Source organism: Chelatococcus sp. HY11, assembly GCF_018398335.1.
Classification (GTDB): Bacteria; Pseudomonadota; Alphaproteobacteria; order Rhizobiales; family Beijerinckiaceae; genus Chelatococcus.
In genome coordinates, this window is record NZ_JAHBRX010000001.1 from 1,199,746 (window position 1) to 1,219,366 (window position 19,621).

Consider the following 19,621-nt stretch of genomic DNA (forward strand, 5'->3'; position numbering starts at 1 on the left):
TCCTATCCTTCCCTAGAAATCATCTGTATCACGCATAACTGCGCGCGCAGGATCCGATGCCCCGCCGTATGCGGCAGAAGCCTGATACCGAATTGGCTTGAATTTATGTCCCGGCAGACGATGCGCGCAGTCGACAAGATGCCGCGTGACACGTGCGAGGCACGGCCAGCCCACCTTTCGGAAGAAGCTTGGGATTCGGGGGCTGATCGAGATGCTGAGACCGAAAGCAGCGCTATGTTCCTATTAGACCTTGGCTGTGGCCGCGACACCGAAATAGACATCTCCGGCGGCAACCGCCACCGTGCCCCCCTCCGTCTTTCGTATGACGAGTTGGCCTGAGTCGTCGATGGTTTCAAAGGTGCCGCGCACGATTTCCCGCCCGATATGCACCGCTACATCAGTCCCAAGACCCGCCGCGCGCTGCAGCCAGCGGCTGCGGATGGCTGGGAGGCCCCTGCCCTCGTCCCATAGCGCCACGCCGCTGACCCAGCTGTCTGTGAGCGCTGTGAACACGTCCTCAGCCGTCACCGCCGCTCCCAGCGACGATAGGGAGGCCGCCTTGTAGGGCAGGCCGTCGGGTATCATCGCGACATTGACGCCGACGCCGATGACGACGATCCGCCGCCCGTCGGCGAGCTGCTCGCTCTCGAGAAGAATGCCCACCAGCTTGGCACCATCGCCAAGCACATCGTTGGGCCATTTCAGGAGCAGGCGCCGCTCGCTTGCCGAACCGCTGTCGAAATAGGGGGCAATGCAGTCAACGGCATCCGTCAGCGCGATCCCCGCGACGAAGCCGAGCGTCGCCGCAACGGCCGGCGTCACATCGGTGACCATGACGAGCGAGGCCGCGAGGTTGCCGGACACATTCGCCCAGACATTGCCGCGCCGGCCACGCCCCGCGGTCTGATGCCGGGCAACGACCCAGGTCGGCTGCGTCAGGCCTGCCTTGCCCATCGCCATAGCCTCGGCGTTGGTCGAGCCAAGGCTCTCGAAAGCGACCAGCCCGAAGCCCGCATCGCGGGCCGCCTGCCCGAGGCTGAACGCCATCCTCAGAAAAGAGACTTCGCAGCGGCGGACGCGGCGGCCACGATCGAAGCCGGCGCAAGCCAGAACAGGATGACGACGACGCTCGAAACCCCGAGCACGAAGCGCACTTCCGGCGCCATCGGCTGGTAGGCACCCGCCTTCGGCTCATCAAAATACATCAGCTTGATGATGCGCAGGTAGTAGAAGGCGCCCACCACGCTCGCCAGCACGCCGATAACGGCAAGGCCGTACAGCTTGGCCTCGATGGCCGCGCCGAACACGTAGAGCTTGGCGAAGAAGCCCGCGAGCGGCGGGATGCCGGCCAGCGAGAAGAGCAGCATGGCGAACAGGAAGGCGAGCACCGGCTGGCTGTTCGACAGGCCGGCAAGGTCGTCGATCGTCTCGACCTGCCCGCTCTCGCGCCGCATGGCGATGATGCACGCGAAGGTGCCGAGCGTCATGGCGAGATAGAGCGCGAGATAGACGAGGACGCCCTGGACGCCGTTCGCGGTGCCGGCGGCAAGGCCTACCAACGCGTAGCCCATGTGGCTGATCGACGAATAGGCCATCAGCCGCTTGATATTGCGCTGGCCGATGGCGGCGAAGGCGCCGAGCACCATCGAGGCGATCGCCACGAACACGATGATCTGGCGCCACTGGCCAATGATATCCGGGAACGCGCCGATGAAGACCCGCACCATGAGTGCCATGGCCGCCGCCTTGGGCGCGCTGGCCATGAAGGCCGTGACCGGCGAGGGCGCGCCCTCATAGACGTCGGGCGTCCACATATGGAACGGAACGGCGGAGATCTTGAAGGCAAGGCCGGCGGCGATGAAGACGAGGCCAAAGATAAGGCCCGTGCCGGCATGTCCGCCCGAGAGCGCGGCCGCTATCCCGGGGAAGGACACCGTGCCCGTGAAGCCGTAGACGAGCGACGAGCCGTACAGCAGCATGCCCGACGAGAGCGCGCCCAGCACGAAGTACTTCAGGCCCGCTTCCGACGAACGCGCGTTGTCCCGGTCGAAGGCCGCAATGACATAGATCGCAAGGCTCTGCAGCTCGAGGCCAAGATAGAGCGCGATGAGATCGTTCGCCGAGATCATCATCATCATGCCGAGCGTCGCGAGGACCACGAGGATCGGGTACTCGAAACGGTCAAGCTTGGCACGCTGGAAAAAATCACGCGCCAGGAGAAGCGCCGCGGCCGAACCGATCAGCGCCAGCATCTTCATGAAGCGCGCGAAATTGTCGACGACGAAGGAACCGCCGAAGGCCTCCGCGCGCTCGCCGCCCTGAAGGGCCACCGCGATGCCCGCAGCGGCAATCAAGGCCACCGCGAGAGCCGACACGAGCCCGTTGGAGCGCTCGCCGCGAATGGCGCCGATCAGGACGAGCGCGAGCGCGCCCGCCGCCAGAATGAACTCCGGCAGGACCACACTGAAGGCTGGGAAGAGCGGTGCCATCGGTTCTATGCCTTAATGCGAAAGGAAGGCGGCGGTCTTGACGCCGGCGAGCGCGGCCTCGGTGCTGCGCAGGAGGTTGTCCGTGGACGCGGCGAAGGCCTCCAGGATGCCGTGCGGCTGCACGCCATACCAGACGATCAGGAGAACGAGAGGAACGAACATGACGATCTCGCGGGTGTCGAGATCCGTGATCGTCTTCAGGCTCGGCTTCTCCAGCTTGCCGAACACCACCCGGCGGTAAAGCCACAGCGCGTAGGCCGCTGAGAGGATGACGCCGGTCGCCGCGATGATGGCCACATAAGGGTTGGCCCGGAAGGCCCCCATCAATGTGAGGAACTCGCCGACGAAGCCGGAGGTGCCGGGCAGCCCGACATTCGCCATGGTGAGGATCATGAAGACGAGCGCGTAGCGCGGCATGCGCTCCACGAGGCCGCCATAGGCATCGATGCGCAGCGTGTGCATCCGGTCGTAGACGACGCCGACCGCGAGGAAGAGCGCGCCGGACACAAGGCCGTGGCTGACCATCTGGTACATGGCGCCCTGGATGCCCTGCTCGGTCATGCTGAACAGGCCCATCGTCACGAAGCCCATATGCGCCACGGAGGAATAGGCGATCAGCTTCTTGATGTTCTCCTGCATCATCGCCACCAGCGAGGTGTAGACGATGGCGATCACCGAGAGGGCGAAGACGAGCGGCGCGAAATAGGCCGAGGCCTCGGGGAACATCGGCAGCGAGAACCGGATGAAACCGTAGCCGCCCATCTTCAGGAGAATACCCGCCAGGATCACCGAGCCCGCCGTCGGCGCCTCCACATGGGCGTCGGGCAGCCAGGTATGCACGGGCCACATCGGCATCTTCACCGCGAGCGAGGAGAAGAAGGCGAGCCACAGCCAGGTCTGCATGGACGGCGCGAACTTATGCGTCAGCAGCGTCGCGATGTCGGTCGTGCCGGCGTCCCAGTACATCGCCAGCACGGCAAGCAGCATCAGCACCGAGCCGAGCAGCGTGTAAAGGAAGAACTTGAAGCTGGCGTAGATGCGGCGGTCATGGCCCCAGATGCCGATGATCAGGAACATCGGGATCAGGCCGGCCTCGAAGAAGAGGTAGAACAGCACTAGGTCGGCCGCCGCGAAGACGGCGATCATCGTCGTCTCGAGCACCAGGAAGGCGATGAAATATTCCTTCACCCGGTGATGGATCGAGTGCCACGACGCCAGGATGCAGAACGGCATCAGGAAGGCCGTCAAGACGATGAAAGGCATCGAAAAGCCGTCGACGCCGAGCTTGAAGGCGGTGGCATCGGACAGCCAGCGATGGGTCTCGACGAGCTGGAAGGCCGGGTTCGAGGCGTCGAACTGGGTCCAGGCGTAAAGCGCCAGGAGGAACGTGATGACCGTCGTGATCAGCGCTCCCCAGCGCGCGTTCGACTCGACCGCCTCGTTGTCACCGCGCAGGACGGCTATGAAGGCCGCGCCGATGAGCGGCAGGATCAGAAGGCCGGAGAGAATGCCGAAGCCGAACATCAGTGCACTCCCCCGACCAGATACCACGTCACGAAGGCGGCCACCCCGATGAGCATGGCAAAGGCGTAGTGATAGACATAACCGGTCTGCAACCGCACGACCCGATTGGTGACATCGACGACCCGCGCCGACACACCGTCAGGCCCGAAGCCATCGATCAGCCAGCCGTCGCCCTTCTTCCACAGGAAGGTGCCGAGCCATTTGGCGGGGCGCACGAAGAGGAAGTCGTAGATCTCGTCGAAGTACCACTTGTTGAGCAGGAAGCGGTACAGGATCGGGTTCGACTGCGCGAGGCTGACCGGGATGCGCGGGTTGACGATGTAGAACCACAGCGCCAGCACGAAGCCGAGCATCATCATCACGAAGGGTGACCAGACGACCCAGGCCGGCACTTCATGCATCTCGTGCAGGATGTGGTTGTTGGGGCCGGTGAAGAGCGCGCCCTTCCAGAAGGCGTCGTAGTTGTCGCCGATGAAATAGGACTTGAACAGGCCGCCTGCCAGCAGCGCGCCGACCGCCAGCACGATCAGCGGGATCAGCATGACGAGCGGGCTTTCATGCGGCTTCAGGTCGTGCCCGTGACCATGGCCATGATCGCCGTGCGCGTGGTCGTCGTGACCGTGATCTGCTTGGCCGTGATCTGCCTGGCCATGGGCGTGACTCGCGTCAGCATGGGCATGGCTCGCGCCGGCATGCGCATGGCTGGCACCGGCATGCGCATGGCTTGCGCCGGCATGGGCGTGGCTTGCGCCGGCATGGGCGTGGTCGTCATGGCCGTGCGCGGCATGCTCGCCCCAGCGCGGCTTGCCTTCGAAGGTCATGAAATAGAGGCGCCAGGAGTAGAAGGATGTCATCAGCGCCGCGATGACGGTGGCTATGAAGGCAAAGCCGGCGGCCGGATTATGCGAGGCATAGGCCGCCTCGATGATAGCGTCCTTCGAGAAATATCCGGCCGTGAAGGGGAAACCCGTCAGGGCGAGATTGCCGATCGTCATCATCGCCGCCGTGAACGGGATGTAGCGCCGCAGGCCACCCATGTTGCGCATGTCCTGCTCGTGGTGCATCGCGTGGATGACCGAGCCAGCGCCCAGGAACAAAAGGGCCTTGAAGAAGGCATGGGTGAAGAGGTGGAACACGCCGGCCGAATAAGCCCCGACGCCGAGCGCGACGAACATGTAGCCGAGCTGCGAGCAGGTCGAATAGGCGATCACGCGCTTGATGTCGTTCTGCACGAGGCCGACGGTCGCCGCGAAGAAGGCTGTTATCCCGCCGATCACCGTGACGACGGTGAGCGCGGTCGGCGCATATTCGAAGACCGGCGACATGCGCGCCACCATGAACACGCCCGCCGTCACCATGGTGGCGGCATGGATGAGCGCCGACACCGGGGTCGGGCCTTCCATGGCGTCAGGCAGCCAGGTGTGCAGGAGGAATTGCGCGGACTTGCCCATCGCGCCCATGAACAGGAGGAGCGCGACCACCGTCAGCGCATGGTAATCATGGCCGAAGATGTGAAACTTCGCTTCCGCCAGTTCCCCGACGCGCGGGAACAGGCTGTCGAAGGAGGCCGTGCCGAACAGCACGAACAGGAGGAAGATGCCGAGGAGGAAGCCGAAGTCGCCGACACGGTTGACGATGAAGGCCTTCATCGCCGCCGCATTCGCGGAAGGCTTTTCATACCAGAAGCCGATGAGCAGGTAGCTCGCGAGACCGACGCCTTCCCAGCCGAAGAACATCTGCAGCAGGTTGTCGGCCGTCACCAGCATCAGCATGGCGAAGGTGAACAGCGAGAGATAGGCGAAGAAGCGCGGCCGGGCCGGATCCTCGTGCATGTAGCCGATCGAATAGAGATGCACGAGCATCGAGACGGTCGTCACGACGATCAGCATCACGGCGGTCAGCGTGTCGATGCGGAAGGCCCAATCGACGCTGAAGCTGCCGGAAACGATCCAGCTCGCGACCTTCACCTGAGCGGCCTCGCCATAGAAGCCGACACGCACGAAGGCGACCCAGGACAGCGCGCAGGCGACGGCGAGCAGCGACGTCGTGATGACCTCGCTGGCGCGCGCGCCGATCTTCTTGCCGAAGATGCCGGCGATCAGAAAACCCACCAGAGGCAGGAAGACGATTGCGTGGTACATCGCGCCGTCAGCCCTTCATCATGTTGATGTCTTCAACCGCGATCGTGCCGCGGTTGCGGAAGTAGACGACGAGGATGGCAAGCCCGATGGCCGCTTCCGCGGCGGCCACCGTCAGGATGAACAGTGCGAACACCTGGCCGACGATGTCGCCCATATGCGTCGAGAACGCCACGAAGTTGATGTTCACGGCGAGCAGGATGAGCTCCACGGACATCAGGATGACGATGACGTTCTTGCGATTGAGGAAGATGCCGAAAACCCCGAGGGTGAACAGGACGGCCGCGACCGTGAGATAGTGAACAAGCCCGATGGTCATTGCCTCGTCCCCTTATACGCCCTGCCGCGACGGCACCTTGCGGACTTCCATCGCCGATGCCTTGTTGCGTGCCACCTGCGCCGCGATGTCCTGCCGCTTGACATTCGGCTTGTGGCGGAGCGTCAGCACGATGGCGCCGATCATGGCGACCAGAAGGATGAAACCGGCCGCCTGGAAGAAGAAGAAGTAGCGCGTGTAGAGTACCTGGCCGAGGGCCTGGATGTTGGATACATCCGTCGCCGTCGCCACCACCGCCGGCTTGACGCTTGCCGGATCGATCGAGAAGAGGCCGACGACGAGGACGAGTTCAACAAGGAAGACGACCCCGATGAGCGCCCCGATCGGCAGGTAGTTCAGGAAGCCCTCGCGCAATTCCGCGAAGTCAACGTCGAGCATCATGACCACGAAGAGGAAGAGTACCGCGACGGCGCCGACGTAGACGACCACCAGGATCAGCGCCAGGAACTCCGCGCCCATCAGCATGAAGAGCCCGGCGGCGTTGACGAAGGCCAGGATGAGGAACAGCACCGCGTGCACGGGATTGCGCGAGGCGATCACCATGAAGGCGGAGGCGATGCACACCCCGGCGAAGAGATAGAAGAAGAAAGCTTGCCCCGTCATAGGCACTGCCCCGTGCGGTGGTTCGTCGCTCCGTCATCGCGCTTGGCCGGTCACGACCGACAGCCGCCCGATGGGGAAACGGCGGGAAAAACAATCAGCGATAAGGCGCGTCGCTGGCGATATTACGCGCGATATCGCGCTCCCAACGGGCCCCGTTGTCCAGGAGCCGCTCCTTGTCGTAGTAGAGCTCCTCGCGGGTCTCCACGGCGAACTCGAAATTCGGCCCCTCGACGATGGCGTCCACCGGGCAGGCTTCCTGGCAGAAGCCGCAGTAGATGCACTTCACCATGTCGATGTCGTAACGCGTCGTGCGGCGAGTGCCGTCGTTGCGGCGCGGGCCGGCCTCGATGGTGATCGCCTGGGCCGGGCAGATGGCCTCGCAGAGCTTGCAGGCGATGCAGCGCTCCTCCCCATTGGGGTAGCGACGCAAAGCGTGCTCGCCACGGAAACGCGGCGAGAGCTCACCCTTCTCGAAGGGATAGTTCAAGGTCGCCTTCGGCTTGAAGAAATAGCGCATCGACAGGAAGAACGCCGATACGAACTCCTTCAAGAACAGCGACCTTGCGGCCTGATCGAGCCCCATGACTGGCTCCATTCTCCAATCGGCGCGAGGATCGCGCCTTACGCGTTACGTTCAATCGACGGCTTCGCCCAGAGCGTAGCCGACGATCGGAAAGACAATCAGCGACTTGACGAGCACAAGCCGCCGGAACCGCCTGGTCCTGGCCGCGAATGCCGCCATTTCCTCCTCCGTCGGCGACGCGTCGTCGACAGCCTCAACATGATGCGCGACCATCCTGAGGATGATCCACCGGTTCAAGGCCCCCACCGCGAAACCGATGAGGGCGCCTATCAAACCGGCGTTCGACAGCACCGCCACCGCCGCTAAGGCGTCGGCGCCCATCCCGTCAGCTGCAGCACCGCCGCCACGATCACGACCATCGCCAGCGAGATCGGCAGGAATACTTTCCAGCCAAGACGCATGAGCTGGTCATAGCGATAGCGCGGCACGAAAGCCTTCACCATGGCGAACATGAAGAAGACGAGGCAGACCTTCAGGATGAACCAGATGATGCCCGGAACCCAGGTGAACGGCGGCAGCGCGATCGGCGGTGCCCAGCCCCCGAAGAACAGGATGGTCGTCATCGCGCACATCAGCACGATCGACACATATTCGCCGAGCATGAACAGGAGATACGGCGTCGAGGAATATTCGACCATGAAGCCGGCCACGAGCTCCGATTCCGCTTCCGCGAGATCGAAAGGCGGACGGTTCGTCTCCGCGAGCGCCGAGATGAAGAAGATCACCAGCATCGGCAGAAGCGGCAGCCAGTACCAGTTCAGGAACGAAAGCCACGGCACGCCGAGCATCGTCGCGAGGCCGCGCGTCTCCTGCGCCTGCACGACGGCAGTCAGGTTGAGCGAGCCGACGCACAGCAGGACGGTGATGATGACAAAGCCGATGGAGACTTCGTAGCTCACCATCTGGGCCGCGGAACGCAGCGCCGACAGGAAGGGATACTTGGAGTTCGAGGCCCAGCCACCGATGATGATGCCGTAGACGCCGAGCGACGAGATGGCGAGCACATAGAGCACGCCGAGGTTGAGGTCGGCGATCGCCCAGCCCTCGGCCACCGGGATGACGGCCCAGCCCGCGAGCGACAGCACGCAGGTCAGGAGCGGGGCGAGGAGGAACAACGCCTTGTCGGAGCCCGCCGGAACCACCGGCTCCTTGAAGACGAATTTCAGAAGGTCGGCGAAGGACTGGAACAGGCCGAACGGACCGACCACGTTCGGGCCGCGGCGCAGTTGGACCGCCGCCCAGACCTTGCGGTCGGCCAGGAGAATATAGGCAATGAAGATCAAGAGCGCGACGAGCAGCAGCAGGCTCTTGCCGACGATGAGCGCGATGGTGAGGAAAAGGTCCATCAATCGAGCCCCTTACTCGGCGGCCTGCCGCACGACACCGAGGGCAAGGGCCGAACATTCGGCCATCACCGTCGACGCACGGGCGATCGGGTTGGTCAGGTAGAAGTCGTTCACCGCGGACACGAAAGCCCCGTCGCTGGTTGCTCCGGCGCCGGCGGCGAGCGCCTCCAGATCGGCTGGATTACCAACCAGCACGTCATCAATGCCCGCGAACTCCGGATAGGCGGCATAAAGCGTCTGGCGGAGCTGGCTCAGGCTGTCGAACGGCAGGCGCTGGCCGAGCACGTCTGACAATGCCCGCAGGATCGCCCAATCCTCGCGCGCGTCGCCGGGCGGGAAAGCAGCGCGATTGGCGAGTTGCACCCGCCCCTCGGTGTTGACATAGGTGCCGGATTTTTCCGTATAGGCGGCGCCCGGCAGGATGACATCGGCGCGGTGGGCGCCATTGTCACCGTGTGTGCCCTGATAGACCACGAAAGCGCCGGGAGCGACTTCGGCCTCGTCAGCTCCGAGAAGGAACAAGACGTCCAGCGCGCCGGCACCGGCCATCGCGCGGGCATCGAGCCCGCCCTCACCCGGAACCAGGCCGAGCTCGAGCGAACCGACGCGCGCCGCGGCCGTATGCAGCACCGAAAAGCCGTTCCAGCCGTCCTTCACGGCGCCAACCGCGAGCGCGAGCTTGGCGGCCAGCGCATGAACGGCTGCACCGTCCTCGCGCGTCAAGGCGCCCTGCCCCAGGATGATCAGCGGCCGCTCGGCCTCGGCGAGCACCTTCGCGAAGCTGTGGTCGCCCTTCAAAAGGTCGGCGAGGGTCGCGGGACCGGCACCGAGATAGTCATAAGGGTAGGTCAGGTCGACGGCTTCGCCGATCAGCCCGATGGCGACCGGCCCGCTGCGCCAACGCTTGCGGATCCGTGCGTTCAGCACAGCCCCTTCGATGCGCGGGTTGGAGCCGACGATCAGGATGGCATCAGCATCATCGATGCCGGCGATGGTTGCGTTGAACAGGTAGCTGGCGCGCCCGAGCTTCGGATCAAGCACGGTGCCATCGCCGCGTCCGTCGATATTGACGGAACCCAGCTTCTCCATCAGCAGCTTCAAGCTGAAGCTGTCCTCGACGGATGCCAGATCGCCGACGATCGCGCCGATCCGCTCGGGCTTCGTCGCCTTGACCTTCTCCGCGATGGCCGCGAAAGCCTCGTTCCACGATGCCGGACGCAGCGTGCCGTTTTCACGCAGATAAGGCCGGTCGAGACGCTGGCGGCGCAGGCCGTCCCAGATGAAGCGGGTCTTGTCGGAGATCCACTCCTCGTTCACGTCATCGTTGATACGCGGCAGGATGCGCATCACTTCACGTCCGCGCGCGTCGACGCGAATGGCCGAGCCGAGCCCGTCCATGACGTCGATCGACTCGGTCTTCGAGAGCTCCCAGGGCCGCGCCTGGAAGGCGTAAGGCTTCGACGTCAGTGCGCCGACCGGGCAGAGGTCGATGACATTACCCTGCAGCTCGGAGCGCATGGCATGTTCGAGATAGGTGGTGATCTCCATGTCCTCGCCGCGACCGATCGCGCCGAGATCCGGCACGCCGGCGACTTCCGTGGTGAAACGGATGCAGCGCGTGCAGTGGATGCAGCGGTTCATCGAGGTCTTGACGAGGGCGCCGATGTACTTGTCCTCGACGGCGCGCTTGTTTTCGGCATAGCGGCTCGTGTCGACGCCGTAGGCCATCGCCTGGTCCTGCAGGTCGCACTCGCCACCCTGGTCGCAGATCGGGCAGTCGAGCGGGTGATTGATGAGGAGGAACTCCATCACCCCTTCCCGCGCGCGCTTCACCATCGGCGAGCGCGTGAACACCACAGGCGGCTCGCCATTGGGGCCGGGCCGGAGGTCGCGCACGCCCATGGCGCAGGACGCGACCGGCTTCGGCGGGCCACCCTTCACCTCGACAAGGCACATGCGGCAATTGCCGGCAATCGACAGACGCTCGTGATAGCAGAAGCGCGGAATCTCGGCGCCCGCTTCCTCGCAGGCCTGGAGGAGCGTGTACTCCGCCGGGACTTCGATCTCCTTGCCGTCGACGATGATCTTCGCCATCTCGTCTTACTCCGCCGCCTGCAGGACAGGCTCGCTATGCGGATTGGCCGCATATTGGTCGATCCGCCGCTCGATCTCGGGACGGAAATGCCGGATGAGGCCCTGGACCGGCCAGGCGGCCGCGTCGCCCAGAGCGCAAATGGTGTGGCCCTCGATCCGCGTGGTGACATCGAGAAGCGCGTCGATCTCACGCTTTTGCGCGCGGCCTTCGGCCATGCGGTTCAGCACCCGCCACATCCAGCCAGTGCCTTCACGGCAGGGCGTGCACTGGCCGCAGCTCTCGTGCTTGAAGAAGTACGAGATGCGCGCAATCGCCCGGACGATGTCGGTGGACTTGTCCATGACGAGCACGCCGGCCGTGCCGAAGCTCGACTTCACGGCGCGCGTGCCGTCGAAGTCCATGATCAGGTCCATGCACTGATCAGCCGGAATGACAGGGCAGGATGCGCCGCCGGGGATAATGGCGAGCAGGTTGTCCCAGCCGCCACGGATGCCGCCGCCGTGCTTCTCGATGAGCTCCTTGAAGGGGATGCTCATCGCTTCCTCGACGACGCAGGGCGTGTTCACGTGGCCGGAGATGCCATAGAGCTTGGTGCCCACGTTGTTCGGCCGGCCGAAGCTCGCGAACCAGGCCGCGCCGCGCCGCAGGATGGTGCCGGCGACCGCGATCGACTCGACGTTGTTGACCGTCGTCGGGCAGCCGTAGAGCCCCATATTGGCGGGGAACGGCGGCTTCAGCCGGGGCATGCCCTTCTTGCCTTCGAGGCTTTCCAGGAGGGCCGTTTCCTCGCCGCAGATATAGGCGCCGGCGCCATGGTGCACATACAAGTCAAAGGGATAGCCGTGGACGTTGTCCTTGCCGATGAGCTTGGCCTCATAGGCCTCGTCAACGGCCCGCTGCAAGGCCTCACGCTCGGCGATGTATTCGCCGCGGATGTAGATATAGGCCGCGTGCGCGCCCATGGCGAAGGAGGCGATCATGCACCCCTCGACCAGGAGATGCGGATCATGCCGCATGATCTCACGATCCTTGCAGGTGCCCGGCTCCGACTCGTCCGCGTTGACGACAAGATAATGAGGGCGACCGTCTGACTGCTTCGGCATGAAGGACCACTTCATGCCTGTCGGGAAGCCGGCGCCGCCGCGACCGCGCAGGCCCGACTTCTTCATCTCGTCGATGATCCAGTCGCGGCCCTGCTCCAGCAGGAATTTCGTGCCGTCCCAGTTGCCGCGCATCAGCGCGGCCTTCAGCCCCGGGCTCCGCAGCCCGTAGAGATTCGTGAAGATGCGGTCCTTGTCATGAAGCATGGCCGCTCACCCCTTCGCCTTGTCGTCGGGATCGGACGGTTTGGCAGCATCCGCCGGCGCGGCGCCCTTATCCTTCGCCCGCTCACTTTCCTCGGGAGGATTGGCGGGAGCCGCCTTGGTCTTGTCGGCGGCCGACAGCGGCGCCTTGCCTGCGGCGACGCGCTCGGCCGGGCTATCAGCGGCCTGCTGCTCGGGCCGCGTGCCGGCGGATTTCGCCGGTTCCTTGACCTCGGCCGCTTCCGCCGCAGCAGCTGCGGCCTCGGCTTTCGCCTTTTCCTCGGCGGCGGCCTTGGCCTTGGCTTCTTCTTCCTCGAAGCGCTTCTTCCACGAACCGATGACGGAGCCGTCATAGAGGGATGGATCGGTCAGGCTGGTCAGCCCGGCTTCTGGCTCGGACGACGTTCGCTTGTTCTGCGGGCCTATCTTGACCGGCTTGCCGGCAGCCAGATTGTCGAGGAGCGTGTTCAGGCTCTCCGGCGTCAGGTCTTCATAGTAGTCGTTGTTGATCTGCACCATCGGCGCGTTGCAGCAGGCGCCGAGGCATTCCACCTCGAGCCAGGAGAAATTGCTGTCCGCAGAGACGTGATGTTGATCACCGAAGCGGGCCTGCAGGACATCGCGCAGCGCGCCAGCGCCGCGAACCATGCACGGCGTCGTGCCGCACAGCTGGACGAAATATTTGCCGACCGGCTCAAGGTTGAACATCGTGTAGAAGGTCGCTACCTCCAGAACACGGATATAGGCCATGCCGAGGAGCTCGGCGATATTCCGGATGGCAGCCTCCGGCAACCATCCGCCGCACTGCTCCTGCGCTTTCCACAATAGCGAAATGACGGCGGAAGCCTGCCGGCCTTCAGGATATTTGGCAATCTGCTCGCCTGCCCAAACCGCGTTCTCCGCCGTGAAGGCGAAGGACGAGGGCTGGACATCGGGGGGTGCAAGACGGCGAACGGCCATATCAGCAGCTCCTCAGCTTCATGATCACCGGTCAACCTCCCCGAACACGATATCGAGCGACCCCAGGATCGCCGAGACGTCCGCCAGCATGTGCCCGCGGCAGATGAAGTCCATGGCCTGAAGATGCGCGAAGCCCGGCGCCTTGATCTTGCACCGGTAGGGCTTGTTGGTGCCGTCCGACACGAGATAGACACCGAATTCGCCCTTGGGCGCCTCGACCGCGGCGTAAACGTCACCGGCCGGCACGTGGTAGCCCTCGGTATAAAGCTTGAAGTGATGGATGAGCGCTTCCATCGAGCGCTTCATCTGGCCGCGCTTGGGCGGGACGATCTTGTTGTCGACGGCCGAATGCGGCCCCTGCCCCGCCGACGAGCGCAACAACTCGCAGCACTGCTTCATGAGATATGTCGATTGCCGCATCTCTTCCATGCGGATGCAATAACGGTCGTAGCAGTCGCCGTTCTTGCCGATGGGGATGTCGAAATCGAGTTCTTCGTAGCACTCATAGGGTTGCGACTTGCGCAGATCCCAGGCGGCGCCGGAACCGCGCACCATGACGCCCGAAAAGCCCCAGGCCCAGCATTCATCGAGGCTGACCACGCCGATATCGACGTTGCGCTGCTTGAAGATGCGGTTTTCGGTGAGCAGGTCCTCAAGGTCGTCACAGACCTTCAGGAAGGGATCGCAGAAAGCGTAGATGTCGTCGACGAGCTTGGGCGGAAGATCCTGATGCACGCCGCCCGGCCGGAAATAGGCCGCATGCATGCGCGCGCCGGAGGCCCGCTCGTAGAAGACCATCAGCTTCTCGCGCTCCTCGAAGCCCCACAGCGGAGGCGTCAGCGCGCCGCAGTCCATCGCCTGCGTCGTGACATTGAGGAGATGCGAGAGAAGGCGGCCGATCTCTGAATAGAGCACGCGGATGAGTTGCCCGCGCCGCGGCACGGTGATGCCGAGCAGCCGCTCCACAGCGAGCGCAAAGGCGTGTTCCTGGTTCATCGGCGCGACGTAATCGAGCCGGTCGAAATAGGGTACCGCCTGCAGATAGGTCTTGGCCTCGATCAGCTTTTCGGTGCCGCGATGCAGCAGCCCGATATGGGGATCGACGCGTTCGACAACCTCGCCGTCGAGCTCCAGCACCAGGCGTAGCACACCATGGGCCGCCGGATGCTGCGGACCGAAGTTGATCGAGAAATTGCGGATCTCGTGCTCGCTCATTCTGATCCCGCCTGTTGTGCGGCGAATTCGGCCATGATCTCCGCGCCAGTCTTGCGAGAGCGGTCGCCCTCAAAACTATAGAGATCAGGCTTTTCGTCGATGAAGATCTCTTCGGCGAAGACGAAAGGCGACTTGTCGTCGAAGCTCTGCAAAGAGACGGCGGCATGCCCGCCCGGCTCGCCACGCATGCGCCAGACGAGGCTCGAACCGCAGGTCTTGCAGAAAAGGCGCTCGCCCCATTCGGAAGACGGATAGACGCCCAGCGCGCTCTCGTCGGCGAAGGTGATTTCCGCGCAGGGCACAGCCATGAAGACGCCGCCGCTCCAGCGCTGGCACATGCCGCAATGGCAGACGTCCATCTCCTGCTTCGCGGGCACGGCCGAGAAACGGACCGCGCCGCAAAGACAGCCGCCGGGAATGGCCGATGAAGCTACCGAAGCCATCGCGATCAGTTCCCCTTCGCTTTTTCGTCGCCGGGCAGGATGTATTCGGTCCCCTCCCACGGTGACAGGAAGTCGAAGTTGCGGAACTCCTGGTTCAGTCGTACGGGCTCGTAGACGACGCGCTTTTCGCTGTCGTTGTAGCGGACCTCGACGAAGCCGGTCAGCGGGAAATCCTTCCGCAGGGGATGCCCTTCGAAGCCATAGTCGGTCAGGATGCGCCTGAGATCCGGATGGCCTGAGAAGATCACGCCGTAGAGGTCGTAGACCTCGCGCTCGAACCAGTCCGCGGCGGGAAACACTCCGACAGCGCTTGGCACGCGGGTCGCCTCGTCGGCCTGCACCTTCACCCGGATACGCCGGTTAAAGGACGGGGACAGCAAGTGATAGACGACATCGAACCGCTTCGGCCGCGCCGGATAATCGACGCCGCAGATATCAGTGAAGTTCACGAAGCGGCAAGCCGGATCGTCCCGCAGGAACGTCAGCACCCGTATGACATCGGCTGCCGGCGCCAGAACAGCGAGCTCGCCAAAGGCAAACACGGCCTCGATACCTTCACCCAGGGCCCCGACGATATGAGCTCCGAGCGTCTCGAGCTCAGTCAACGGGACCGGCTGGGCGGCGTTAGGTTCGATATCCGTCGTCATGCGATCACCCGCAATCAGCGTTCAATGGTGCCGGTGCGGCGGATCTTCTTCTGAAGAAGGAGAACGCCATAGAGGAGCGCTTCCGCCGTCGGCGGGCACCCCGGCACATAAATGTCGACAGGCACGACACGGTCACAGCCGCGCACCACCGAGTAGGAATAGTGGTAGTAGCCACCGCCGTTGGCGCATGACCCCATGGAGATGACGTAGCGAGGCTCCGGCATCTGGTCGTAGACCTTGCGGAGCGCGGGCGCCATCTTGTTCGTCAGGGTGCCGGCGACGATCATGACGTCCGACTGGCGCGGCGAGGCACGCGGGGCGAAGCCGAAGCGCTCGACGTCATAGCGCGGCATCGACACCTGCATCATTTCCACAGCGCAGCACGCGAGGCCGAAGGTCATCCACATCAGGGAGCCGGTGCGCGCCCAGGTGATGAGTTCGTCGGTGGACGTGACAAGAAAGCCCTTGTCGGCGAGTTCATCATTCAGGCCGGTGAAGAACGAGTCGTGACGCGCCGGCTGGGTCCCGCCCTGCGGCAGGATGAGACCACCACCCGCGGGTACCATGCCCGGTTCCTTGGCGTCAGTGATCAATCCCATTCCAGGGCTCCCTTTCTCCACTCGTAGATGAAGCCGACCGTGAGAACGCCCAGGAAGAGCATCATCGACCAGAAGCCAGCCCAGCCAAGCTCACCGAAGACCGCTGCCCAAGGGAACAGGAAGGCCACTTCAAGATCAAAGATAATGAAGAGGATCGCCACGAGGTAGAAGCGCACATCGAATTTCATGCGCGCGTCATCAAAAGCGTTAAAGCCGCATTCGTAGGCCGACAGCTTTTCGGGATCCGGCCGCGAATAGGCCACGATGAAGGGCGATATCAAGAGCGCAAGCCCGATGACGAGCGATACGCCGATGAAAATCACGAGCGGCAGATAGTCGGCCAGGAGGCTTTGCATCCGGAACTCGCAGGCATGGTCCGCAACGCGCGGGGCGAAAAACGACTCAATGTGAACGATGCGGCCCTCATGAGGCCAATCTCTCCACGAAGCTAAAGTCCCGCTTGGAGAATTTGCGCCTTTAGAGCGGTTCGCATCTGCGGGGGAGGCTTATTCCATTGGGCCTCGCGAAGCAAGTGCTGCGCTGCCGCATCGTTTATCGCAGTTGCGTTATCGCGCGCCTAACCACCGGAGAAAATGCTGAGCGTGGCTAAGCGTTTTTTCCGTCACCCTTGCGGCGATTGACGAAAACACCATTCCCCAAACCAGTGCCTATGGTCAGGATCCCCCATCTCTCCACATCGTCCATGAAGGGGACCTCGCTCAGCCCCTGGACAATCGCGTCATTGTGGATGAGCACCGCCGTTTCATGATCGCCGATGGCCGGGATTGTTTGCTGTAGCTCCCGCGCCAGGTTGAAGCGGCTGCTTTCCCAGTTTCCAGGCAGATTCTGCGCGCCCTTCGTGATGCAGCCGTCGCTGGCGATCTCTCCCGGGCAGCCGACGCCGATGAAGGGGGCGAGAGCAAGCTCAGCCTTGACTGCTTTTTCGATCAGGCCTTCCAGCATCCCGACAAGCCTCTTTATGGCCGCTTCGCGAGTCGGCTTTTCATCCCGATGGCGCCAGATCTCGGTCTCCCAGACATAGGCCTTGCCGAGATCCGGGGCCTTTTTCTGCTTGAGATGGACGATGCCCGCACGGATGTTGGTCCCCCCGATATCGATCGCCAGGATGCTGTCATGGCCGGCGAACATCCAGGATGGAGCCAGATGCACCGCTCCGATCAGTCCCGCTTCGTCGGGGTGATTACGGATCAACGCGAGTTCCACGCCCTGCCCCTCCTCCTTCAGAAGGACGGACGCCCGGCCGATGGCGAGCTCGCCCACACGGGTGTCACGGAAGCCTCCGCCAAAGACGATGCGTTCAACGCTCGACCAGGATTTCTGCCGCCGGAACCTGCGGATCACGGCCGTCAATTCCTGCGCGTAGTCCTCGATGGCGCTCATCACCAATCCGGCCGCCGCCGGCTCGCCCTTGACCAGGATCGCTTCCAGCTTGCTGCGTTTGATGGCGTCCGTTTCCTCGTCGCCGAGCGGATCATCTCCATATTCCCGAAGGGTCTTGCGCAGGTTGTCGAGAATCTCCGTGAAGGCCCCCTTGGCGGCTCTGTCGCCGACGAACCCCTCATCATCCTTGAGTTCCGCGTTGTAGGTTTCGACGATCACTGCGGGGAGGACTTCCGCGCCGTGAACGCCTACGGCCGGCGGGGCTTCAGCCGCAGGCGAGCCGTTGTCGTCAACCTGCGCGCCCCTACCATTCTTTTTCGCGGTCTCTTTGTCCGACTTCTTTGCGGATTTTTTCATCTTCGCCTTTGCACAGGGTTGGACGTGGTTCGGAGGCTTGAGCTTGTCTGCCCCTGCAAAACCCGCGATCCCCGGCGGTTGTTCCGACCGTAAAGGGCTTTTCCGGGAACAGATCCGCCCGACAATCGTTCCATCCCGATAACCAACCAGGGAAGGAGGCTTGCATGCATGCCGAACTCAACAAACCTGCGCGTCTGCAATATTGGTCGGCCAACCGCGAGGCCAGCGAGCGAGACGCCATCGACTTCGAGACTCTCGACGACGCCGTCGCATTCGCGATGACTCAGAAGCCCGGCAACAAGGATATTGCTTGGGTCCGAACGGAAAGCGGCGAAACACTCACGCCTGAGAAACTGGCGGCGCTGTGGGAACTCACCCGCATGCGGCAGTAAGCTCATGCATGCGGATCATGGCAGATCCGCATATGTGACAATCTTCGTCACGCCCTTGTGCACTCCGATGGGGACATTTTATCCTCGACGGGGAGAAGAGGTGGACGTTTTCGCAGAATCAGAACGTCCACCCTCTGCACCGGGGGGTGGTGATGCGTGACGATTTCAGGGAGACAGGCACGGCCGGGCAAGCGCACGAAGCAGCGGACGAAACCCTCGCCGCTGAGCCACAACGAATCGTCGATACGCATCTGCATCTCATCGAACCCGAGCGCTTCACGTATCCCTGGATTGCGAGCGAGCCGTCGCTGCAACGCACGTTCGATCTCGAGGCTTACCGGGAAGAAGCTAAGCCGCTGGGGATAACCGCCGCGTTGCATATGGAAGTGGATGTGTCGCCGGGTCTGGTCGAGGCGGAAGCAGTCCATGTGACGGGTCTCGGTCATCCCATCATCGGTGCCATCGCCGGCTGTCGTCCGGACCTGCCTGATTTTCCCAAACAGGTTGAGAGGCTAGCCGCTCTTCCTGGCGTCAGGGGTGTCAGGCATGTTTTCCAGGGCAAGCCCCAGATCTATGATAGCCCGCTGCTCGTCGAAAACCTGCGCCGACTGTCATCTCTTGGCCTGACTTTCGATCTCTGCGTCCTCGGCCATGAGCTGCCTCTGGCGACGGCTCTCGCTGCTCAATGCCCCGAGGTGCAATTCATCCTCGACCATTGCGGCAAGCCAGGCGCTGGCCCGCTCGATGCCTGGAAGACGGACCTCGCCACCCTCGCGCGCCTGCCGAATGTCGCCTGCAAGTTCTCCGGGCTGATCTCCTACGCCGCCCCCGTTCACTGGACGCTGCAGGACCTGCGCCCGGCGGCCGAGCATGTGATCTCGACTTTTGGCTGGGACCGGTTGGTCTGGGGCAGCGACTGGCCGGTCTGCACGCTGACTGGCAGCCTGACCCGCTGGGTGGCGGCAACCCACGTCCTCCTCCGGGGCAGCACACCCGCCGAGCAGGAGAAGCTGCTCGCCACCAATGCCGAACGGATCTATCGGCTGGCGTGAGGGCCTCCCACCCTGACGAAAGAGAACTAGCGACGATCCCTCCGTGTCATCCCCGGCGTCGCGCGGCGACGGGAAGGGATCCTTAGGAGCGGATCACGATGATGGCTTCTCTTCCCGGGCTGCTGCGCAGCCCGCC

19 protein-coding genes and 1 pseudogene are annotated in these 19,621 nt (G+C 63.5%); 2 read left to right on the forward strand and 18 right to left on the reverse strand.

Translation table 11 applies throughout. The features are described from left to right. Nucleotides 1-243: 243 nt before the first annotated feature. The 18 genes and pseudogenes from KIO74_RS05640 to KIO74_RS05725 all read right to left on the reverse strand — a co-directional run bounded on the left by KIO74_RS05640 (nt 244) and on the right by KIO74_RS05725 (nt 18,041). Nucleotides 244-1,047, reverse strand: coding sequence for a biotin--[acetyl-CoA-carboxylase] ligase (locus KIO74_RS05640; RefSeq protein WP_213331090.1), 804 nt, complete (start codon nt 1,045-1,047; stop codon nt 244-246). 2 nt (nt 1,048-1,049) lie between these two features. Continuing rightward, nucleotides 1,050-2,489 carry an NADH-quinone oxidoreductase subunit NuoN gene (gene nuoN / locus KIO74_RS05645; protein ID WP_213331091.1) on the reverse strand — a complete coding sequence of 480 codons (1,440 nt, stop codon included), beginning with the start codon at nt 2,487-2,489 and terminating at the stop codon, nt 1,050-1,052. A gap of 12 nt (nt 2,490-2,501) precedes the next feature. Next, entirely contained in the window at nt 2,502-4,013 is a 1,512-nt protein-coding gene (locus KIO74_RS05650) for an NADH-quinone oxidoreductase subunit M (RefSeq protein ID WP_213331092.1), read from the reverse strand. Continuing rightward, entirely contained in the window at nt 4,013-6,154 is a 2,142-nt protein-coding gene (gene nuoL / locus KIO74_RS05655) for an NADH-quinone oxidoreductase subunit L (protein WP_213331093.1), read from the reverse strand. The genes KIO74_RS05650 and nuoL overlap by 1 nt, the downstream gene beginning before the upstream one ends. Nucleotides 6,155-6,161: 7 nt before the next feature. Further along, nucleotides 6,162-6,470 (reverse strand): NADH-quinone oxidoreductase subunit NuoK, encoded by a 309-nt coding sequence (gene nuoK, locus KIO74_RS05660; protein ID WP_213331094.1) that lies wholly within the window; start codon nt 6,468-6,470, stop codon nt 6,162-6,164. 12 nt (nt 6,471-6,482) lie between these two features. Beyond that, the gene (locus KIO74_RS05665; RefSeq protein ID WP_213331095.1) at nt 6,483-7,091 is read right to left on the reverse strand and encodes an NADH-quinone oxidoreductase subunit J; all 609 of its coding nucleotides are present in this window, start codon (nt 7,089-7,091) and stop codon (nt 6,483-6,485) included. Nucleotides 7,092-7,185: 94 nt separating this feature from the next. Further along, entirely contained in the window at nt 7,186-7,674 is a 489-nt protein-coding gene (gene nuoI, locus KIO74_RS05670; RefSeq protein ID WP_110374011.1) for an NADH-quinone oxidoreductase subunit NuoI, read from the reverse strand. A gap of 51 nt (nt 7,675-7,725) precedes the next feature. After that, nucleotides 7,726-7,995, reverse strand: a complete 270-nt coding sequence (locus KIO74_RS05675; RefSeq protein WP_213331096.1) for a hypothetical protein — start codon at nt 7,993-7,995, stop codon at nt 7,726-7,728. Continuing rightward, nucleotides 7,977-9,020 (reverse strand): NADH-quinone oxidoreductase subunit NuoH, encoded by a 1,044-nt coding sequence (gene nuoH, locus KIO74_RS05680; protein ID WP_213331097.1) that lies wholly within the window; start codon nt 9,018-9,020, stop codon nt 7,977-7,979. The genes KIO74_RS05675 and nuoH overlap by 19 nt, the downstream gene beginning before the upstream one ends. A 12-nt stretch (nt 9,021-9,032) precedes the next feature. Continuing rightward, on the reverse strand, nt 9,033-11,114 hold the full coding sequence (gene nuoG, locus KIO74_RS05685; protein ID WP_213331098.1) for an NADH-quinone oxidoreductase subunit NuoG: 2,082 nt from the start codon (nt 11,112-11,114) through the stop codon (nt 9,033-9,035). Between the two features lie 6 nt (nt 11,115-11,120). After that, entirely contained in the window at nt 11,121-12,422 is a 1,302-nt protein-coding gene (gene nuoF / locus KIO74_RS05690) for an NADH-quinone oxidoreductase subunit NuoF (RefSeq protein WP_213331099.1), read from the reverse strand. A 63-nt stretch (nt 12,423-12,485) separates the two neighbouring features. Next, a pseudogene (gene nuoE, locus KIO74_RS05695) lies at nt 12,486-13,379 on the reverse strand (NADH-quinone oxidoreductase subunit NuoE); the annotation flags it as partial. Between the two features lie 24 nt (nt 13,380-13,403). Beyond that, on the reverse strand, nt 13,404-14,594 hold the full coding sequence (locus KIO74_RS05700; RefSeq protein WP_213331101.1) for an NADH-quinone oxidoreductase subunit D: 1,191 nt from the start codon (nt 14,592-14,594) through the stop codon (nt 13,404-13,406). Continuing rightward, nucleotides 14,591-15,037 (reverse strand): GFA family protein, encoded by a 447-nt coding sequence (locus KIO74_RS05705; protein WP_213331102.1) that lies wholly within the window; start codon nt 15,035-15,037, stop codon nt 14,591-14,593. The genes KIO74_RS05700 and KIO74_RS05705 overlap by 4 nt, the downstream gene beginning before the upstream one ends. A 5-nt stretch (nt 15,038-15,042) precedes the next feature. Beyond that, the gene (locus tag KIO74_RS05710; protein WP_213331103.1) at nt 15,043-15,684 is read right to left on the reverse strand and encodes an NADH-quinone oxidoreductase subunit C; all 642 of its coding nucleotides are present in this window, start codon (nt 15,682-15,684) and stop codon (nt 15,043-15,045) included. Between the two features lie 14 nt (nt 15,685-15,698). Beyond that, on the reverse strand, nt 15,699-16,250 hold the full coding sequence (locus KIO74_RS05715; protein WP_249731180.1) for a NuoB/complex I 20 kDa subunit family protein: 552 nt from the start codon (nt 16,248-16,250) through the stop codon (nt 15,699-15,701). A gap of 23 nt (nt 16,251-16,273) precedes the next feature. Next, nucleotides 16,274-16,639 (reverse strand): NADH-quinone oxidoreductase subunit A, encoded by a 366-nt coding sequence (locus KIO74_RS05720; RefSeq protein WP_213331105.1) that lies wholly within the window; start codon nt 16,637-16,639, stop codon nt 16,274-16,276. Between the two features lie 250 nt (nt 16,640-16,889). Further along, a complete protein-coding gene (locus KIO74_RS05725) occupies nt 16,890-18,041 on the reverse strand; it encodes an ROK family protein (RefSeq protein ID WP_213331106.1) in 1,152 nt (383 codons plus the stop codon). Nucleotides 18,042-18,205: 164 nt separating this feature from the next. Here KIO74_RS05725 and KIO74_RS05730 point away from each other — a divergent pair, with 164 nt between their 5' ends. Further along, complete coding sequence (locus tag KIO74_RS05730; RefSeq protein WP_213331107.1) at nt 18,206-18,433, forward strand: hypothetical protein; 228 nt, start codon at nt 18,206-18,208, stop codon at nt 18,431-18,433. A gap of 152 nt (nt 18,434-18,585) precedes the next feature. Next, nucleotides 18,586-19,485 (forward strand): amidohydrolase family protein, encoded by a 900-nt coding sequence (locus tag KIO74_RS05735; RefSeq protein ID WP_213331108.1) that lies wholly within the window; start codon nt 18,586-18,588, stop codon nt 19,483-19,485. The last annotated feature ends 136 nt before the right edge of the window (nt 19,486-19,621 follow it).

Bases quoted from the DNA above. Each gene is read 5' to 3' on its own strand.
- nuoK (WP_213331094.1), bottom strand. From the start codon at position 6,470: ATGACCATCGGGCTTGTTCACTATCTCACGGTCGCGGCCGTCCTGTTC.
- KIO74_RS05715 (WP_249731180.1), bottom strand. From the start codon at position 16,250: ATGGTACCCGCGGGTGGTGGTCTCATCCTGCCGCAGGGCGGGACCCAG.
- KIO74_RS05725 (WP_213331106.1), bottom strand. From the start codon at position 18,041: ATGAAAAAATCCGCAAAGAAGTCGGACAAAGAGACCGCGAAAAAGAAT.
- KIO74_RS05720 (WP_213331105.1), bottom strand. From the start codon at position 16,639: ATGCAAAGCCTCCTGGCCGACTATCTGCCGCTCGTGATTTTCATCGGC.
- nuoH (WP_213331097.1), bottom strand. From the start codon at position 9,020: ATGGACCTTTTCCTCACCATCGCGCTCATCGTCGGCAAGAGCCTGCTG.
- nuoI (WP_110374011.1), bottom strand. From the start codon at position 7,674: ATGGGGCTCGATCAGGCCGCAAGGTCGCTGTTCTTGAAGGAGTTCGTA.
- KIO74_RS05640 (WP_213331090.1), bottom strand. From the start codon at position 1,047: ATGGCGTTCAGCCTCGGGCAGGCGGCCCGCGATGCGGGCTTCGGGCTG.
- KIO74_RS05675 (WP_213331096.1), bottom strand. From the start codon at position 7,995: ATGGGCGCCGACGCCTTAGCGGCGGTGGCGGTGCTGTCGAACGCCGGT.
- KIO74_RS05735 (WP_213331108.1), top strand. From the start codon at position 18,586: ATGCGTGACGATTTCAGGGAGACAGGCACGGCCGGGCAAGCGCACGAA.
- nuoG (WP_213331098.1), bottom strand. From the start codon at position 11,114: ATGGCGAAGATCATCGTCGACGGCAAGGAGATCGAAGTCCCGGCGGAG.
- KIO74_RS05705 (WP_213331102.1), bottom strand. From the start codon at position 15,037: ATGGCTTCGGTAGCTTCATCGGCCATTCCCGGCGGCTGTCTTTGCGGC.
- KIO74_RS05650 (WP_213331092.1), bottom strand. From the start codon at position 4,013: ATGTTCGGCTTCGGCATTCTCTCCGGCCTTCTGATCCTGCCGCTCATC.
- nuoN (WP_213331091.1), bottom strand. From the start codon at position 2,489: ATGGCACCGCTCTTCCCAGCCTTCAGTGTGGTCCTGCCGGAGTTCATT.
- KIO74_RS05710 (WP_213331103.1), bottom strand. From the start codon at position 15,684: ATGACGACGGATATCGAACCTAACGCCGCCCAGCCGGTCCCGTTGACT.
- nuoL (WP_213331093.1), bottom strand. From the start codon at position 6,154: ATGTACCACGCAATCGTCTTCCTGCCTCTGGTGGGTTTTCTGATCGCC.
- KIO74_RS05665 (WP_213331095.1), bottom strand. From the start codon at position 7,091: ATGACGGGGCAAGCTTTCTTCTTCTATCTCTTCGCCGGGGTGTGCATC.
- nuoF (WP_213331099.1), bottom strand. From the start codon at position 12,422: ATGCTTCATGACAAGGACCGCATCTTCACGAATCTCTACGGGCTGCGG.
- KIO74_RS05730 (WP_213331107.1), top strand. From the start codon at position 18,206: ATGCATGCCGAACTCAACAAACCTGCGCGTCTGCAATATTGGTCGGCC.
- KIO74_RS05700 (WP_213331101.1), bottom strand. From the start codon at position 14,594: ATGAGCGAGCACGAGATCCGCAATTTCTCGATCAACTTCGGTCCGCAG.